The following is a 14074-nucleotide window of genomic DNA, read 5'->3' as shown; positions in this document are numbered from 1 at the left end:
CGAGCGGCCGGGGCCCTGTGCTGTGCGGGGGCGGTCCTGCCGTTGCGGGACTGTGACGCCACACCCTTGAATTCGCCTGCGCAAATCACTAGCTTGCATGAGCAAAGTTGGTGCGGGGTCCTGGTGGGTTTTCCGGGATCTCACGGGGTGAGGGGGTGCGGGTGCGAGCAACGGCGCGGGTGGTGGCAGTGGTGGCCGGTGGGGCGTTGCTGGGGGTGCTGACGGGGGTTCCGGCTGTCGGGGCTGCCGGGGCTGACGATGTTTCACGTGAAGCAGCCGGTGCGTCGAGCAGGTCGCCGAGTGGGTCGCTGAGCGGTTCTCCGGGCGATGTTTCACGTGAAACGAGCGGCGCCGGTGGGCTGGTGATGGTGCTCGACTCCTCCGGCTCGATGGCTGATGACGACGGCTCGGGGCGTACGAGGATGGAGGCCGCGCGCGGGGCGGTGTCCACGGTGGTGGACCAGTTGCCGGACGGCCATCCGACCGGGCTGCGGGTGTACGGGGCGGACCAGCCCAGGGGATGCACCGACACCCGGCTCGTATGGCCCGTACAGGCACTCGACCGTGAGGCGCTGAAGCGGGCTGTGAACGGCGTGCAGCCCAAGGGGGACACTCCCATCGGGCTTTCCCTCCAGAAGGCCGCACAGGACCTTCCCAGGGCTTCCGGTGGGGCGGCTGGGCAGCGCACCGTGCTGTTGATCTCCGACGGCGAGGACAATTGCGGTACGCCGCAGCCCTGCGAGGTGGCCAAACAGCTCGGCCGCAGCGGAGTGGATCTGCGGATCGACGCCATCGGGTTCCAGGTGAAGGGCGCCGCCCGCAAGCAGCTGGAGTGCATCGCCGGGGCGGGGAACGGGCGTTACTACGACGCCCCGGACGCGAAGGCGCTCGCCAGGCAGCTCCAGCGTGCCGCCCAGCTCTCGGCCGACGGCTACCGCTTCAAGGGCAAGCAGGTGAGGGGTGCGGGCACCCGGGACGCCGCGCCGGGGCTGATGCCCGGTCAGTACCTCGACACCATCGGGCCCGGTGAGACCCGCTACTACGCGGCCGATCTGGATGCCGTGTCCACCGCGCACTTCTCGGCGACGGCGGTCCCGCAGCCGGGTGCGGCCGTGGACACCTTCGATGCGCTGAAGACCCGTATCGAGTACGGCGACAACAGCGCGTGCGAGAACAGCACCGAGCTCTTCCACCAGAACGAGGGGGCCACGCCGCTGACTTCTGCGGTCGCCCGGGTGCCGAGCCAGAGCGGGACCGACAGCTGCGACAAGGCAGGGCGGTACTGGCTGGCCGTCGAGCGGGCGAGCAAGAAGGGCTCGGACGCCGGGCGCTGGCCGCTGGAGCTGACGTACGACGTGGAGAAGCCGCTGCCGAAGGGCGTCACGCCCGCCGAATCCCAGCCCGAGTACGGGGCGGGAGACGGGAAGGCGGCGATGCCGGCCGGTGACCCGAAGGACGTCCGGGGCGGCACGGGCTTCAACGACGCCCGGCAACTCGGGGCCGGGGTGTGGCGCGACCGGATCCTGCCCTCGCAGACCCTCTGGTACAAGGTTCCGGCGGGCTGGGGCCAGCAGGTGCGCTACGACGTGGAGTTCGCCAACGAGCCGACCGTACGGGGCGGTTCGAGCGTGATGTCGTACGGCATGACGCAGGTCTACACGCCCGCCCGGGCGCCCGTCGGCCGCGGTACCGCGCACTTCGACCCGAAGGTGATCTACACGGGAAAGCCCGCGGTCGCCCGGCTCGGGACGGTCCCGGTGGCGTGGACCAACCGCTACGAGTCGCACCCCAACACCGTTCCCGTGCATGCCAAGGGCGGCTTCTACATCGCGGTCTCGCTCGGAGCGAAGGCGGCGGAGATCGCCGAGAACCCACGGATCGGGGTGGTGCTGAGGGTCTCCGTCCTCGGCGACGAGAAGTCCGGTCCGCAGCACGGCGCGCCCCTCGTGAAGGGGCAGGGCGGTGCGGCCCCGGCCAAGGCCACGGATTCGGTCACCCCGGCGGACAGCGCCGCGACGGGCGGGGCAGGATGGACCGGCACCGCGACGGCCGCGGTGGCGGGCGGGGCGATCGTGCTCATCGCCGGGGTCGTGCTCTTCGCGGTGCGGCGCCGGACGGCCGGGAACACGACAAGGGGTGGCGCGTGATGACGCAGCGCAGCAAGGTCCGGGGTCTCCGGAACCGAGGCGGCCGACCGGGCCGACGAGGCCTTCGGGGGATGATCGCGGGGACGGCGGCGCTGTGCGCGGTGACGGCCCTGCCGGGACAGGCGCTGGCCGCGGGTACGCCCAGCCCGTACGTCTTCGACACGGCGGCCAAACCGGTCAAGGGAGCGGCGAGCACCGCCGACGCACCGGCGCTGACGGCCGGAGAGACGTACAAGGACACCATCAAGCCCAAGGGCAAGCAGTACTACCGGCTGAACCTCGACGCCAAGACCAATGCCTATGTCTCGGCCGTCGCCGTGCCGAAGCTCGGCAACAAGGTCGCGTACGGCGACGACATCAAGGTGTCGGTGCTGGACAGGGACAACAGCTCCTGCGACTCCGGGGACAACGCGGGCTTCGGATCGGCGGAGTACGCGCGGCCGCTCAGCACCTACGGTGCGCGGCTGATCGAGGAGGGCTCCAGCAGCTGCCAGGAGGCCGGTACGTACTACGTGCTGGTCGAGCGGGAGACCGCGGCCACCTCCACCCCGGAGGACTGGGACCTGGAGATCCGCTACCAGTCCGAGCCGGGCCTGAAGGCTGCCGGGCCGACGGCGGCGCCCGAGACCTGGCCGAGCGCCTCCCCCGCCCCGCCCACCGGCGGACCGCAGAAGCGCAAGGGCGGCACCGGCTTCAACGACGCCACCGGGCTGACCACCGGCGAATGGCGGGACGAGATCAAGCCCGGGGAGTCGCTGTTCTACCGGGTGCCCGTCGACTGGGGGCAGCAGCTCTTCTCCGACGTCGACCTGCACAGCGCCACCGGAACGAAGAACGGGTTCGTCGGCAGCGCGCTGGCCTTCACGCTCTACAACCCGGCGCGCGGGTTCGTGCAGAACGGGGACAGCCTGTCGTACGACGGGAAGCAGAAGGCGGCGGCGATGGATCCGCTGCCGCCCGTGCGGTACGAGAACCGCTTCAATTCCAGCAGCGGCGAGAAGAACATGCAGCTCGCAGGCTGGTACTACCTGCGGCTCACGCTGAGCCCCGAGGTCGCCAAGACCTTCGGGGACAAGCCGTACGGGCTGACGCTGCGGGTCAATGTGAAGGGCAAGAAGGAGGCCGGACCCGCCTATGCCGGGACCGCCACGGACTTCGGCGTCTCGGAGGACGACAAGGAGGCGGCGGCCAACGGGCAGAGCGGGCCGCAGGCGGAGAAGAGCGGCACGATGAAGGCCGTCGCGGCGGCCGGGCTCGGCGCGGGCACTGTTCTCGTTCTCGGACTCGGGGTGTGGACGGTGGTGGCACGGCGGCGCGGGCAGCCGGAGCCGGTCGGGGCGCCTCAGGCGGCGCAGCAGCAGGGACAGGGGCCGGGACAGGGGCCGGGGCAGGGGCCGGGGTACGGGCCGCCCGCGGGCTGGTAGGACGTACGGCAGCGGGGCCCGGCATCCGCCTTCGCGATGCCGGGCCCCGCGCACGTGTCAGGACTGGTGTATCAGGACTGGGTCAGCGCCCAGATGCCCACGGCGAAGCAGATCAGCGCGAGCAGCAGTACCGGGACCGTCACCTTCGGGGGCGGTCCCGGTCGGCGTTGCGGGGAGCGGGCGGCCGTCGGCGCGCCCTGGAGGAGCTGCGCGGGGGCGTGCGCCAGGGGGGACTGGGCGGTGTAGGCACGCGTGGGCTGCGGATGGTGGTCGACCGCGCCGGTCGGCACCTGCGAGGGGTCGAGCGGTGCGGCCGCGTAGGGGGTGCTGCTGCCGGGCGCCGGAGCGGGCGGGGGCGGCTGCTGGGCGGGGAAGGAGTGGAGCGGGGGGCCCTGCGGCGGCGGGGCGAGGTGGAAGCTGCCCGTCTGCGACATGGACGGGGTGGGGGCGGGGGCAGGAGCCGGGGTTGCGGTGGGCGGCGTTCCGGCGGTCTGCGGCAGGCCGGCCGGGGTCGGGGTCGGGGTGGGTGCCAGGGTCGGGTTCGGCATCGGCTGCTGGGCGTACGAGGGGGCCTGCGACGAGGGCTGCGACTGGACCTGCGGGACCTGGGACTGGACTTGCGACTGGACCTGCAAGGAGGGCGGTACCTGGACCTGCGAGGAGGCCTGTGCCTGGCGGGGGTCGGTGGCTGGGGCGGCCGGCTCGGGGGCGGTCGGGCCCGTCGGGCCGAAGCCGGGCGGCAGCGGGCCGATCTGGTCGAAGACCTCGACGGGGTCGTCCGACGGGTCGGCCTCCGGCAGCATCTCGACCGCCGTGGTGAGCGCCTTGCGGGCACCGGTGGCGCTGCGGAAGCGGGCGTGCGGGTCCGGCTGGAGCATTCCGGCCACGACCTGCCAGAGCGGTTCCGGAATGCCCTCCGGGGCGCCCGGGGTTCCGTGGGCGGCGAAGTACTCGACCAGGGCCTTGGAGTCCGGCTTCTGGCCCTGGAGGAGGTAGAGCGCGACCAGGCCGACCGCGAACAGGTCGGCGGGGAAGTCCGGTTCGGCGCCCATCATCTGCTCGGGGGCGAAGTACCCGGGCGTACCGACGACGTAATCGGTCTCGGTCAGTCGGGGTTCGCCCTTGCGCATGGAGATGCCGAAGTCCGACAGGCGCAGGTGCGGGCGGCCGGTGCCGGTGACTTCCATGAGGATGTTCGCCGGCTTGATGTCGCGGTGCACGACGCCTTCCGCGTGCACCGCGGCGAGACCGGCGAGGAGCTGATCGAGGAGGGTGCAGACGAAACGGGGCGGGAGCGGGCCGTAGTCCCCGATGACGTGGGCGAGCGAACCACCGCTCACCAGGTCCATCGTGAACAGCACCTTGTCGTCGTCCGCCGCCCAGCTGGCAGGCGCCAGGACGTGCGGATGATCGATGCGCAGCGCCTGCTCCCGGACGAAGCGCAGCAGGGTGTGCGCATCGCTCTGCTGGAGCACCTTGGCGGCGACGTAACGGCGGCGCCGGTGGTCCCAGGACCGCCAGACCGCACCCATGCCACCCCGGCCGATCGGGTCGATCAGCTCGTAACGACCCGCGAATATCTCACCCATTGCGCTGCGCCCGCTCCCCGGTCCGCTTCCGTAACGCTGTCGGCGTGCCGTCAGCTCTGGTGTGCCTCGTAGTGCGCGACCGCCTCCGCGGTGCGTCCCGCGCCGTACACCCGCAGGAACTCTGCCAGTTCCGGATGGTCGGCCGCGAGCGAGTCCGCGGCGTGGATGATGTCCCCGGCACCCGCCACCGACCGCAGCAGCGACTGGATCTCGCGCACCACGCGGCGCACCGTCGGCGCACCCGAACTGGCCGTCGTCTGGCTGGTGGCGCTCAGTACCGACCCGCCCTGCGACTTCTTGACCTCTTCCATCCGGTCCGTTGCCTCCCCTGCGCTGACGCTGCCGTCCGCCACCTGACCCGCCAGTTCCTGGAGGGCCTGGACGCGCTGAACGACAGCCGGATTACCGATCTTGGCGCGCTGGCCGCTCATCAGCTGGGAGAGCATGGGCGCGGACAGGCCAAGTACGGCGGCGAGCCTGGCCTGATTGAGGCCCAGGTCGTCGATGAGCCGGCGGAAGAGCGCCCCCAGCGGCTCCCCGTACCAACTGCGTTGAAGCTCCCTGGCTCTTGCCGCTGCTTCCTGTTGTGCTGCGTCCATCTGCGTCTCCCCTTCGCTGCTGCGAACCTCGCGGTGCATCTTACGGAGAGTGGTCGCGCACGGGGAGCCCCAATCTGTTTGCAGGATTACGGGGGACACCCGCTATTCTGGTGTGCGTCGGTGACCGAGTGCTGTTCCGCTCGGTCGTGGACACCCTTTTTAGGGGCCTTAGCTCAGTTGGTAGAGCGCTGCCTTTGCAAGGCAGATGTCAGGAGTTCGAATCTCCTAGGCTCCACATCACTGCACGAGAAGACCCCCTGACCTGCGTCTCAGCAGGTCAGGGGGTCTTCTCGTTGGTGCTGGTGCTGGTGCTGGTGCTGGTGCTGGTGCTCTTGTGCGGCGGCTGACGGCCCAGCGGTCAGCGGTCCTTCGGGTCCGCCGCCTCGGCCTCTGCCTGCTTGGCCTGGACCTCGGGGTCGAGGTCGGCCTGGCCGCTGCCGTCGACCGAGGTCAGCGGGGTGCGGTCGCGGACCTCGGTGGCGGCCGGGGGCTCGACCAGCCAGTCCGGGTTGGCCTGCTTGTCCCACCACTTCCATGCGGCGAAGGCGCCACCCGCCAGCAGGCCCAGCACCGCGAGGCGCTTGGCGAGACGGCCGGAGCGGGCCCGGCGCTCGTGCTTGCGCACCAGCTTCTGGACCTCCTTCGCGGAGACCTGTCCGCGCAGTGCGGCCAGCGCGGCCGTGGAACGGGCCGCCGCCTCCTCACGTACCGGCTGGGCAGCGGCCACCGCGTGCTCGACGCGCGGGACGGTGTAGTCGGCGGCCTGCTTGGCGGCCTTCTTCGTCACCAGGGCCGCCTTGTGCGCGGCCTCGTCGACACGGGCCGGGACATGGGTGCGGGCCTGCTCGATACGGGGAGCCAGATGCGCCCCGTACTGGTGGCGGGCCTGCTCGGCGGCCTGGTGGGTGGCGTGGGAAACCCGGGGTGCGATGCGGGTCCGGGCTTCGTGCGCGTAGTGCACGGCCGTGTCCTTGGCCGTGCCCGCGTAGGGCGCCACCACTTCGGCGGCGTGTCGCACGCTGTCCTTCGCCGTACTGGTCGCGTGGCGCACGCTGTCCTTACGGGTCACGGAAATCCTCCTCCTCGGTGGCGCTTCGGCTATGCGCCTTTCCACCCAAATCGAAATCATGCCCGGCGTGAGCATTCCCGGCACGTGCGGGCGGGCATCCGGGTCATGAACGGTCAGTAGCGACGACCGTGGGGCAAATACGGTGCAAGGGGAACTCCGGACGACAATGCCACGCTTCGCGCCCGTGCGCGCCGGTTCCGTACGGACTCGTCCGAAGAAAGCCGGTCACCGCGGTACGGAGAATGCGGTCACAGGGGCTCACCGGAGGTCACGGGCGCAGGGCCGGGCCGATGCCGTACGACCGCGTGCGAGGATCGGCCCAAAGGACTTCGGCGGAAGGCAGATCCGTGGCTGAGCAGCTGTACGCCACCCTCAGGACCAGCCAGGGCGACATCGACATCCTGTTGCTGCCGGAGCAGGCTCCGATGACGGTCAGGAACTTCGTCGAACTGGCCAGGGGCGAGCGGGAGTGGACCAACCCCCGGACGGGGGCGCGGACGACGGACCCGCTCTACGACGGGACGATCTTCCACCGGGTGATCAGCGGCTTCATGATCCAGGGCGGTGATCCGCTCGGGAACGGTCTGGGCGGCCCCGGCTACGAGTTCCCCGACGAGTTCCACCCCGAGCTCAGCTTCCGCAAGCCGTACCTGCTGGCGATGGCCAACGCGGGTCCCGATACGAACGGGTCGCAGTTCTTCATCACTGTCGAACCGACGACCTGGCTCAACCACAAGCGCACCATCTTCGGCGAGGTCGCCGATGCGGCGAGCCGCAAGGTGGTGGACGCCATCATCGGCGTCGAGGTCAATCCGCGCACCGAGCGTCCGGTGCGTGACGTCGTTCTGGAGACAGTCGTCGTCGAGACGCGCTGAGGTCGCGACAATGGTCGGCATGGAGCAGCCGCCGAAAAGCCCGGACCAGCAGCCCGCCGACGCAGCCGGTGCGGTGCCGCACTGCTATCGGCACCCCGACCGGGAGACCGGCATCCGGTGCACCCGCTGCGACAAGCCGATCTGCACCGACTGCATGGTCGATGCCTCGGTGGGCTTCCAGTGCCCCGACTGTGTACGGAGCGGCTCGGGCACCGGTCACGCGCCGACCGCCAACCAGCCGCGGAACGTCGTGGGCACCGCGCTGCGCGGCGGGGACCCGAGACTGATCACCAAGATCCTGATCGGGCTGAACCTGGCCGTGTTCCTCGTGGTGGTGGCGACGCCGGTGGGCGAGCGGGTCCTGTCGGACCTCGTGCTGATCGGCGGCTGGCCCGACCCTCCGTACCTGGTCTTCCAGGGTGTCGCGGCGGGTGAGTGGTACCGGCTGTTCACGTCGATGTTCCTGCACCAGGAGATCTGGCACATCGCCTTCAACATGCTCGGGCTGTGGTGGCTCGGCGGGCCGCTGGAGACCGCGCTCGGGCGGGTCAGGTTCATTGCCCTCTATGTGCTGTCGGGGCTGGCAGGCAGCGCGCTGACGTACGCGATCGCCTCCCCGGAGCAGGGGACGCTGGGGGCCTCCGGCGCGATCTTCGGGCTGCTCGGCGCCACCGCCGTACTGATGAAGCGCATGAACTACGACATGCGGCCCATGATCGCCCTGCTCGTGATCAACCTGATCTTCACGTTCGGTGCGAGCGGCATCGCCTGGCAGGCCCATGTCGGCGGCCTCGTCGCGGGAGTGATCCTCGCGCTGGGGCTGGTGCACGCGCCGCGTGAGAAGCGGTCCCTGCTGCAGTACGGGACCTTCGCGGTGGTCTTCGTCGCGGTGCTGGTGACGGTGCTGGTCAGAACGGCTTCATTGACGATGTGAGCGGTTGTCCACAGCGCGTGGCGGAAGCTGTGCATGCTGTGGGCAGAGAGGGGAACAACTGAGCCCCTTGTCGCTGAGCTGGGTTTTCCCGGCCAGGACAAGGGGCTGCAGCGTGGTGTGGGGTGAGGATGCGATCACACTGGCGTCAACAGCGTGAGAGTTATCCACAGATCGTCGTAACTTTTCCTCAGGTGTGGATAACGCTGTGGACAGTTCTGGGCAGGGCTTGCGTCGCGGGCCCGCGGGTGCTTCGGCGGACGGCTACTTCCACTGCGTGGAGACACCGAAGCCGGCGGCGATGAAGCCGAAGCCGACCACGATGTTCCAGTTGCCCAGGCTCTGGATCGGAAGGTCGCCCTCCGTCACGTAGAACAGCACGATCCACGCGAGACCGATGAGGAACAGCGCCAGCATCACGGGCGCGACCCAGCTGCGGCTCGTCAGCTTGATAGCCGTGGCCTTCTTGGGGTCGGACGGAGGCGTGAAATCGGCCTTCTTGCGGATACGTGACTTCGGCACGAGGGACTCTCCTGTCGATGCGCTGCGTGACCGCGCAGGGAACTGTGGCGTGACGCCAAGGGGCAGGGCGGGAGCCGACGGGGAGCACACTGCCTCCCCCGGGCGTCCGTTAGCGTAGTGCTTCCGCGGCGTCGAAGGAGATAAGGGTATGAGCAATTCTGCCGACGCCCCAGACCGGTCCCCGGACCAGTTCCCGGACGGGCCGCCGGATCGGGAGCTGGATCAGTCGCCGGATCAGTCGCTGGATCGGTCGTCGGATCGGTCGACCGACCGGTTGACTGACCGGTCGCCGGACGAGTCCCCGGAGCAGTCCGCTGATCCCGGCCCCGGGCCCTCTGTCGTGCGCCGGCTCAAGGTGCGCCCCGTCAAGCTGCTCACCGGCGCCGTCTTCGCGCTCGCCGGGCTGATCTTCGTCACCAGCTTCAGCACCGCCAAGGGCACCAACATCCGCACGGATGACTCCCTCCTCAAGCTCTCCGACCTCACCCGGCAGCGCAGCGAGAAGAACCAGGAGCTGGAGAAGTCCACCGGCCGGGTACGCCAGGACGTCGACGACCTCGCCCGGCGCGACGACGGCAGCACCAAGGCCGAGGACGCCAAGCTGGGCGCGCTGGAGAAGGAGGCGGGGACCAAGAAACTGGCGGGCCAGGGACTCACCGTCACCCTCAACGACGCCCCGCCGGGCGCCACCGCCAACCCCGGCTACCCCAAGCCGCACCCCAATGACCTCGTCATCCACCAGCAGGACCTGCAAGCGGTCGTCAACGCCCTGTGGGAGGGCGGCGCCCAGGGCATCCGGATCATGGACCAGCGGCTGATCTCCACCAGTGCCGTCCGCTGCGTCGGCAACACCCTGATCCTCCAGGGCCGCGTCTACTCACCGCCGTACACCGTCACCGCGGTCGGCGACCGGAGCCGGCTGAAGAAGTCGCTGGCCGCTTCCCCCGCGCTGCAGAACTACCAGCTGTACGTCCAGGCGTACGGCCTCGGCTGGAAAGTCGACGAGCACGAGGCGATGACTCTGCCCGGCTACTCGGGCACAGTGGATCTCCACTACGCGAAGCCCGTGCAGCAGTAGGGCGCGGGGCGGGAGGGGGCTGCCATGCGGGTCCAGGGGCGGGCGCTGGAGCAGGCGCGCGGGCAGGGACCGGGGCAGGGGCACGAGCCGGGGCGGGTGTCCGCGCGGCTGGTCGTGCGGACCTTCAGCGAAATGTGCATCACCATCGGCGCCCTCATCGTCCTGTTCGTCGTGTACGTGATCTTCTGGACCGGAGTGCAGGCGGCGGGCGCCTCCGACGGGCAGATCGACTCCCTGAAGGACGAGTGGGCACAACGGACGGCCGCCCCGGCCCCGGCCCCCGCCCCGACGGGCACCAGCACACCGGAACCGCCCCCTCCGCCCGCTTACCGCGACGGAAAGCCCTTCGCCGTCATGTACGTCCCCCGGCTCGGCAAGGACTGGGACTGGCCCGTCCTCCAGGGCACCTCCACCGGCACCCTGAAGAAGGGGCTCGGCCACTACGCGGGCACCGCCCGCCTCGGCGAGACCGGCAACTTCGCGGTCGCCGGACACCGCAGGACCTACGGCGACCCCTTCAAGGACTTCCCCCGACTGCGCCCGGGGGACGCGGTGGTGCTGAACGACGGCACGACCTGGTTCACGTACCGCATCGACAAGAAGCCGTACCTGACGGTTCCGAGCGACGTCGGGGTCGTCGATCCGGTGCCGCGCAAGGCCGGATTCGACGGGCCCGGACGCTATCTGACCCTCACCACCTGCGACCCCGAGTGGGGCAGCAGCCACCGGCTGATCGCCTGGGCGCACCTCGACGCGACACAGCCCGTGAGCAAGGGCAGGCCGCCGGCTTTGGGCGGCTGAGCCCGGCCGCTTGCGCCCGCCCTTTACTCTGGTCACCACCGAACGGGAAGGGACAGCATGTACGGCTGGATCTGGCGGCATCTGCCGGGCAACGCATGGGTGCGGGCGTTGATCTCGCTCGTCCTGGTCCTGGCGGTGGTGTACCTGCTGTTCCAGTACGTCTTCCCGTGGGCGGAGCCGCTGCTGCCGTTCGGTGACGTGACGGTCGACGGAAAGAACGGATCGAACGGTTCATGAGCGCACGCATTCTGGTCGTCGACAACTACGACAGCTTCGTCTTCAACCTGGTCCAGTACCTCTACCAGCTGGGCGCCGAGTGCGAGGTGCTGCGCAACGACGAGGTGGAACTGAGCCACGCCCAGGACGGCTTCGACGGAGTGCTGCTGTCGCCGGGCCCCGGTACGCCGGAGCAGGCGGGCGTCTGCGTCGACATGGTGCGGCACTGCGCCCAGACCGGTGTTCCGGTCTTCGGGGTGTGCCTGGGCATGCAGTCGATGGCGGTGGCGTACGGCGGTGTGGTCGGCCGGGCCCCGGAGCTCCTGCACGGCAAGACGTCGCCGGTGCTGCACGAGGGCGCGGGCGTCTTCGCGGGGTTGCCCTCGCCGTTCACCGCGACCCGCTACCACTCGCTGGCCGCCGAGCCCGAGTCCGTACCGGCCGAGCTGGAGGTGACCGCGCGCACCGAGGACGGCATCGTGATGGGGCTGCGGCACCGCGATCTGCCGGTCGAGGGCGTGCAGTTCCACCCGGAGTCGGTACTGACGGAGTGGGGCCACCTGATGCTGGCCAACTGGCTCGTGCAGTGCGGTGACACGGGAGCCGTGGAGCGGTCGGTGGGACTGGCCCCGGTGGTAGGTGCGGGCAGGACGTCCGCGTGACCGCGCTGCGCCCCGAGCAGGACGCCGCCGGCTACGGGCCTTCCTACGGGGAGGAGTACGGCGGCGACGGTCTCGGGGCGGCGGTGGACCGGCTCGCCGATCCGCTGAACGACCCGCTGCCGGGTCGGCAGGCCCCGAGTTGGGCCCAGCAGCCCCAGGGGGCGTACGACCCGTACGCGGCGCAGCAGGGGGCCGTACAGCAGCCTCCGTACCAGGAACCTCAGCAGTACCAGCACCAGTACCAGCAGGCGGGGCAGTACCAGCAGCCCCAACCGCAGCAGCAGTACCAGGAACCGCAGGAGTGGTACGACCCGGAGGGGTACCGGCGGGACTGGTACGGGCAGCAGTCGCCGCAGCCGCAGCCGCAGGCACAGCCCCAGCACCACCAGGCGCAGGTGACTCAGCAGCCGCAGGCGTTCGTGCCCGAGCCGGATTTCCGGGCCGAACCGGTGCTGGACGACCCCACGTTCGCGCTTCCGACGGTGGAGCGGGCACCCCGTCGCCGAATAGCCGAGCCGGAGCGCGAGGCGCCGGACGTACGTCCGGAGGTACGCGAGGAAGTACGGGACGACGCGCGGGCGGTCGGCGGTCGTGCCGAGCGGCGGCGGGCCGCACAGGGGAAGTCCGCGCCGAAGTCCGGGTCGAAGCCGGCGGCGGGGAAGGAAAGTGCCGGCGTCGTCGTCAGCCGGTTCGTCGGGGAACTGTTCATCACCTTCGGTGTGGTGATGCTGCTCTTCGTGACGTACCAGCTCTGGTGGACCAATGTCCGCGCCGGGATGCAGGCGGACGGGGCCACGAACAGCCTTCAGGACAACTGGGCGAAGGGCAGCGGGACGAAGCCGAAGGCGGCCGGGGCGTTCGAGCCGGGCGAGGGCTTCGCGATCATGCACATCCCCAAGCTGGACGTGAAGGTGCCGGTCGCCGAGGGCATCGACAAGCACAAGGTGCTCGACCGGGGCATGGTCGGGCACTACGCGGACGGAAAGCTGAAGACCGCGATGCCCGCCGACAAACAGGGCAACTTCGCGGTCGCCGGGCACCGCAACACCCATGGAGAGCCGTTCCGTTACGTGAACCGGCTGGTCAAGGGCGACAAGATCGTCGTGGAGACGCAGGACGCCTTCTACACGTACGAGATGACGTCGCTGCTGCCCCAGACCTCGCCGTCCAACGTCGGTGTGATCCAGCCGGTGCCGCCGGGGTCCGGTTTCACCGCGCCCGGGCGGTACATCACCCTGACGACCTGTACACCGGAATTCACCAGCACCTATCGGCTGATCGTCTGGGGCAAGATGGTCGACGAACGGCCGCGCAGCAAGGGCATGCCGCCCGCGCTCGGCAGCTGACGGGACACTAGGGGACGGGTGCGGTGGGAGCGAGGACCGAGCAGGACGAGCGGGCGGACGAGAATCCCGCACCGCCGCGGACCCCGGCCGCCAGGGGGCGGATCGCGGGTGCGATCAGCGTCTTCGGTGAACTGCTGATCACGGCGGGGCTGGTCCTGGGCCTGTTCGTGGCCTACTCGCTGTGGTGGACGAACGTCCTCGCCGACCGCGAGGCGGGCAAGCAGGGGGACGACGTACGGCACGGCTGGCAGAGCAACGAGCCGGGTGCGCGCGACATAAAGGGCGGCATCGGCTTCCTGCACGTACCGGCGATGAAGAACGGTGAGGTGCTGGTCACCAAGGGCACCGACACCAAGGACCTCAACGCCGGTGTCGCGGGTTACTACACGGACCCGGTGAAGTCCGCGCTGCCGTGGGACAAGCAGGGGAACTTCTCGCTCGCCGCGCACCGGGACGGCCACGGGGCGAAGTTCCACAACATCGACAAGCTGAAGAACGGCGACTCGATCGTCTTCGAGACGAAGGACACCTGGTTCATCTACAAGGTGTACTCGGCCCTGCCGGAGACCTCGAAGTACAACGTGAAGGTGCTGGACCCGGTCCCCAAGGAGTCGGGGAAGACGGCGGCGAGCCGCTACATCACGCTGACGACGTGCACGCCGGTCTTCACCTCCAAGTACCGGTACGTGGTGTGGGGCGAGCTGGAGCGTACGGAGCGGGTGAACGCCGAGCGGACCCCGCCGGCGGAGCTGAGGTAGCGCGTGGGGAACCAAGGGAGGGCCCCGGCACAGTGACTGTGCCGGGGCCCTCCCTTG

General features: G+C 70.0%; 14 protein-coding genes and 1 tRNA gene. 11 read left to right on the top strand and 4 right to left on the bottom strand.

Annotated elements, in window-relative coordinates:
• Positions 1 to 365: 365 nt before the first annotated feature.
• Both ACZ5PB_RS10840 and ACZ5PB_RS10835 read left to right on the top strand, forming a co-directional pair.
• Positions 366 to 2147, top strand: a complete 1782-nt coding sequence (locus ACZ5PB_RS10840) for a vWA domain-containing protein (RefSeq protein WP_468689786.1) — start codon at positions 366 to 368, stop codon at positions 2145 to 2147.
• 71 nt (positions 2148 to 2218) lie between these two features.
• A complete protein-coding gene (locus tag ACZ5PB_RS10835; RefSeq protein WP_468689784.1) occupies positions 2219 to 3571 on the top strand; it encodes a hypothetical protein in 1353 nt (450 codons plus the stop codon).
• A 71-nt stretch (positions 3572 to 3642) separates the two neighbouring features.
• Here the strand turns inward: ACZ5PB_RS10835 and ACZ5PB_RS10830 are convergent, their stop codons facing one another.
• Positions 3643 to 5160 (bottom strand): serine/threonine-protein kinase, encoded by a 1518-nt coding sequence (locus ACZ5PB_RS10830; RefSeq protein WP_468689782.1) that lies wholly within the window; start codon positions 5158 to 5160, stop codon positions 3643 to 3645.
• A gap of 50 nt (positions 5161 to 5210) precedes the next feature.
• Positions 5211 to 5759 carry a DNA-binding protein gene (locus ACZ5PB_RS10825; RefSeq protein WP_468689780.1) on the bottom strand — a complete coding sequence of 183 codons (549 nt, stop codon included), beginning with the start codon at positions 5757 to 5759 and terminating at the stop codon, positions 5211 to 5213.
• 162 nt (positions 5760 to 5921) lie between these two features.
• On the opposite strand from ACZ5PB_RS10825, the gene ACZ5PB_RS10820 reads away from it, so the two are divergent.
• Positions 5922 to 5994, top strand: a tRNA-Ala gene (locus ACZ5PB_RS10820).
• 123 nt (positions 5995 to 6117) lie between these two features.
• On the opposite strand, the gene ACZ5PB_RS10815 is transcribed toward ACZ5PB_RS10820, so the two are convergent.
• Positions 6118 to 6828 carry a DUF5324 family protein gene (locus tag ACZ5PB_RS10815; protein WP_468689777.1) on the bottom strand — a complete coding sequence of 237 codons (711 nt, stop codon included), beginning with the start codon at positions 6826 to 6828 and terminating at the stop codon, positions 6118 to 6120.
• Positions 6829 to 7175: 347 nt separating this feature from the next.
• On the opposite strand from ACZ5PB_RS10815, the gene ACZ5PB_RS10810 reads away from it, so the two are divergent.
• Complete coding sequence (locus ACZ5PB_RS10810; RefSeq protein ID WP_468689776.1) at positions 7176 to 7703, top strand: peptidylprolyl isomerase; 528 nt, start codon at positions 7176 to 7178, stop codon at positions 7701 to 7703.
• A 19-nt stretch (positions 7704 to 7722) separates the two neighbouring features.
• A complete protein-coding gene (locus ACZ5PB_RS10805) occupies positions 7723 to 8637 on the top strand; it encodes a rhomboid family intramembrane serine protease (protein ID WP_468689774.1) in 915 nt (304 codons plus the stop codon).
• Positions 8638 to 8898: 261 nt separating this feature from the next.
• On the opposite strand, the gene crgA is transcribed toward ACZ5PB_RS10805, so the two are convergent.
• A complete protein-coding gene (gene crgA, locus ACZ5PB_RS10800; protein WP_468689773.1) occupies positions 8899 to 9156 on the bottom strand; it encodes a cell division protein CrgA in 258 nt (85 codons plus the stop codon).
• A 274-nt stretch (positions 9157 to 9430) separates the two neighbouring features.
• Between crgA and ACZ5PB_RS10795 the strand changes: the two genes are divergently transcribed.
• From ACZ5PB_RS10795 to ACZ5PB_RS10770, 6 genes are all read left to right on the top strand, one after another.
• Positions 9431 to 10234, top strand: a complete 804-nt coding sequence (locus ACZ5PB_RS10795) for a DUF881 domain-containing protein (RefSeq protein ID WP_468689771.1) — start codon at positions 9431 to 9433, stop codon at positions 10232 to 10234.
• A 96-nt stretch (positions 10235 to 10330) separates the two neighbouring features.
• Positions 10331 to 11035: a class E sortase gene (locus ACZ5PB_RS10790; RefSeq protein WP_468690276.1), complete on the top strand. Its 705-nt coding sequence runs from the start codon at positions 10331 to 10333 to the stop codon at positions 11033 to 11035.
• A gap of 57 nt (positions 11036 to 11092) precedes the next feature.
• Positions 11093 to 11272 (top strand): hypothetical protein, encoded by a 180-nt coding sequence (locus ACZ5PB_RS10785; RefSeq protein ID WP_468689769.1) that lies wholly within the window; start codon positions 11093 to 11095, stop codon positions 11270 to 11272.
• Complete coding sequence (locus tag ACZ5PB_RS10780; RefSeq protein WP_468689767.1) at positions 11269 to 11913, top strand: aminodeoxychorismate/anthranilate synthase component II; 645 nt, start codon at positions 11269 to 11271, stop codon at positions 11911 to 11913. The genes ACZ5PB_RS10785 and ACZ5PB_RS10780 overlap by 4 nt, the downstream gene beginning before the upstream one ends.
• Positions 11910 to 13259, top strand: coding sequence for a class E sortase (locus ACZ5PB_RS10775; RefSeq protein ID WP_468689765.1), 1350 nt, complete (start codon positions 11910 to 11912; stop codon positions 13257 to 13259). Before ACZ5PB_RS10780 ends, ACZ5PB_RS10775 begins: the two co-directional genes overlap by 4 nt.
• 23 nt (positions 13260 to 13282) lie before the next feature.
• Positions 13283 to 14017, top strand: coding sequence for a class E sortase (locus ACZ5PB_RS10770; protein ID WP_468689763.1), 735 nt, complete (start codon positions 13283 to 13285; stop codon positions 14015 to 14017).
• Positions 14018 to 14074: the final 57 nt, after the last annotated feature.

This window comes from Streptomyces sp. NPDC032721 (genome assembly GCF_055579625.1).
Note: the sequence above shows the minus strand (reverse complement) of the source record. Positions and strands in the feature narration are given on the sequence as shown.

Bases quoted from the DNA above. Each gene is read 5' to 3' on its own strand.
- ACZ5PB_RS10840 (WP_468689786.1), top strand. From the start codon at position 366: ATGGTGCTCGACTCCTCCGGCTCGATGGCTGATGACGACGGCTCGGGG.
- ACZ5PB_RS10835 (WP_468689784.1), top strand. From the start codon at position 2,219: ATGATCGCGGGGACGGCGGCGCTGTGCGCGGTGACGGCCCTGCCGGGA.
- ACZ5PB_RS10830 (WP_468689782.1), bottom strand. From the start codon at position 5,160: ATGGGTGAGATATTCGCGGGTCGTTACGAGCTGATCGACCCGATCGGC.
- ACZ5PB_RS10825 (WP_468689780.1), bottom strand. From the start codon at position 5,759: ATGGACGCAGCACAACAGGAAGCAGCGGCAAGAGCCAGGGAGCTTCAA.
- ACZ5PB_RS10805 (WP_468689774.1), top strand. From the start codon at position 7,723: ATGGAGCAGCCGCCGAAAAGCCCGGACCAGCAGCCCGCCGACGCAGCC.
- ACZ5PB_RS10785 (WP_468689769.1), top strand. From the start codon at position 11,093: ATGTACGGCTGGATCTGGCGGCATCTGCCGGGCAACGCATGGGTGCGG.
- ACZ5PB_RS10780 (WP_468689767.1), top strand. From the start codon at position 11,269: ATGAGCGCACGCATTCTGGTCGTCGACAACTACGACAGCTTCGTCTTC.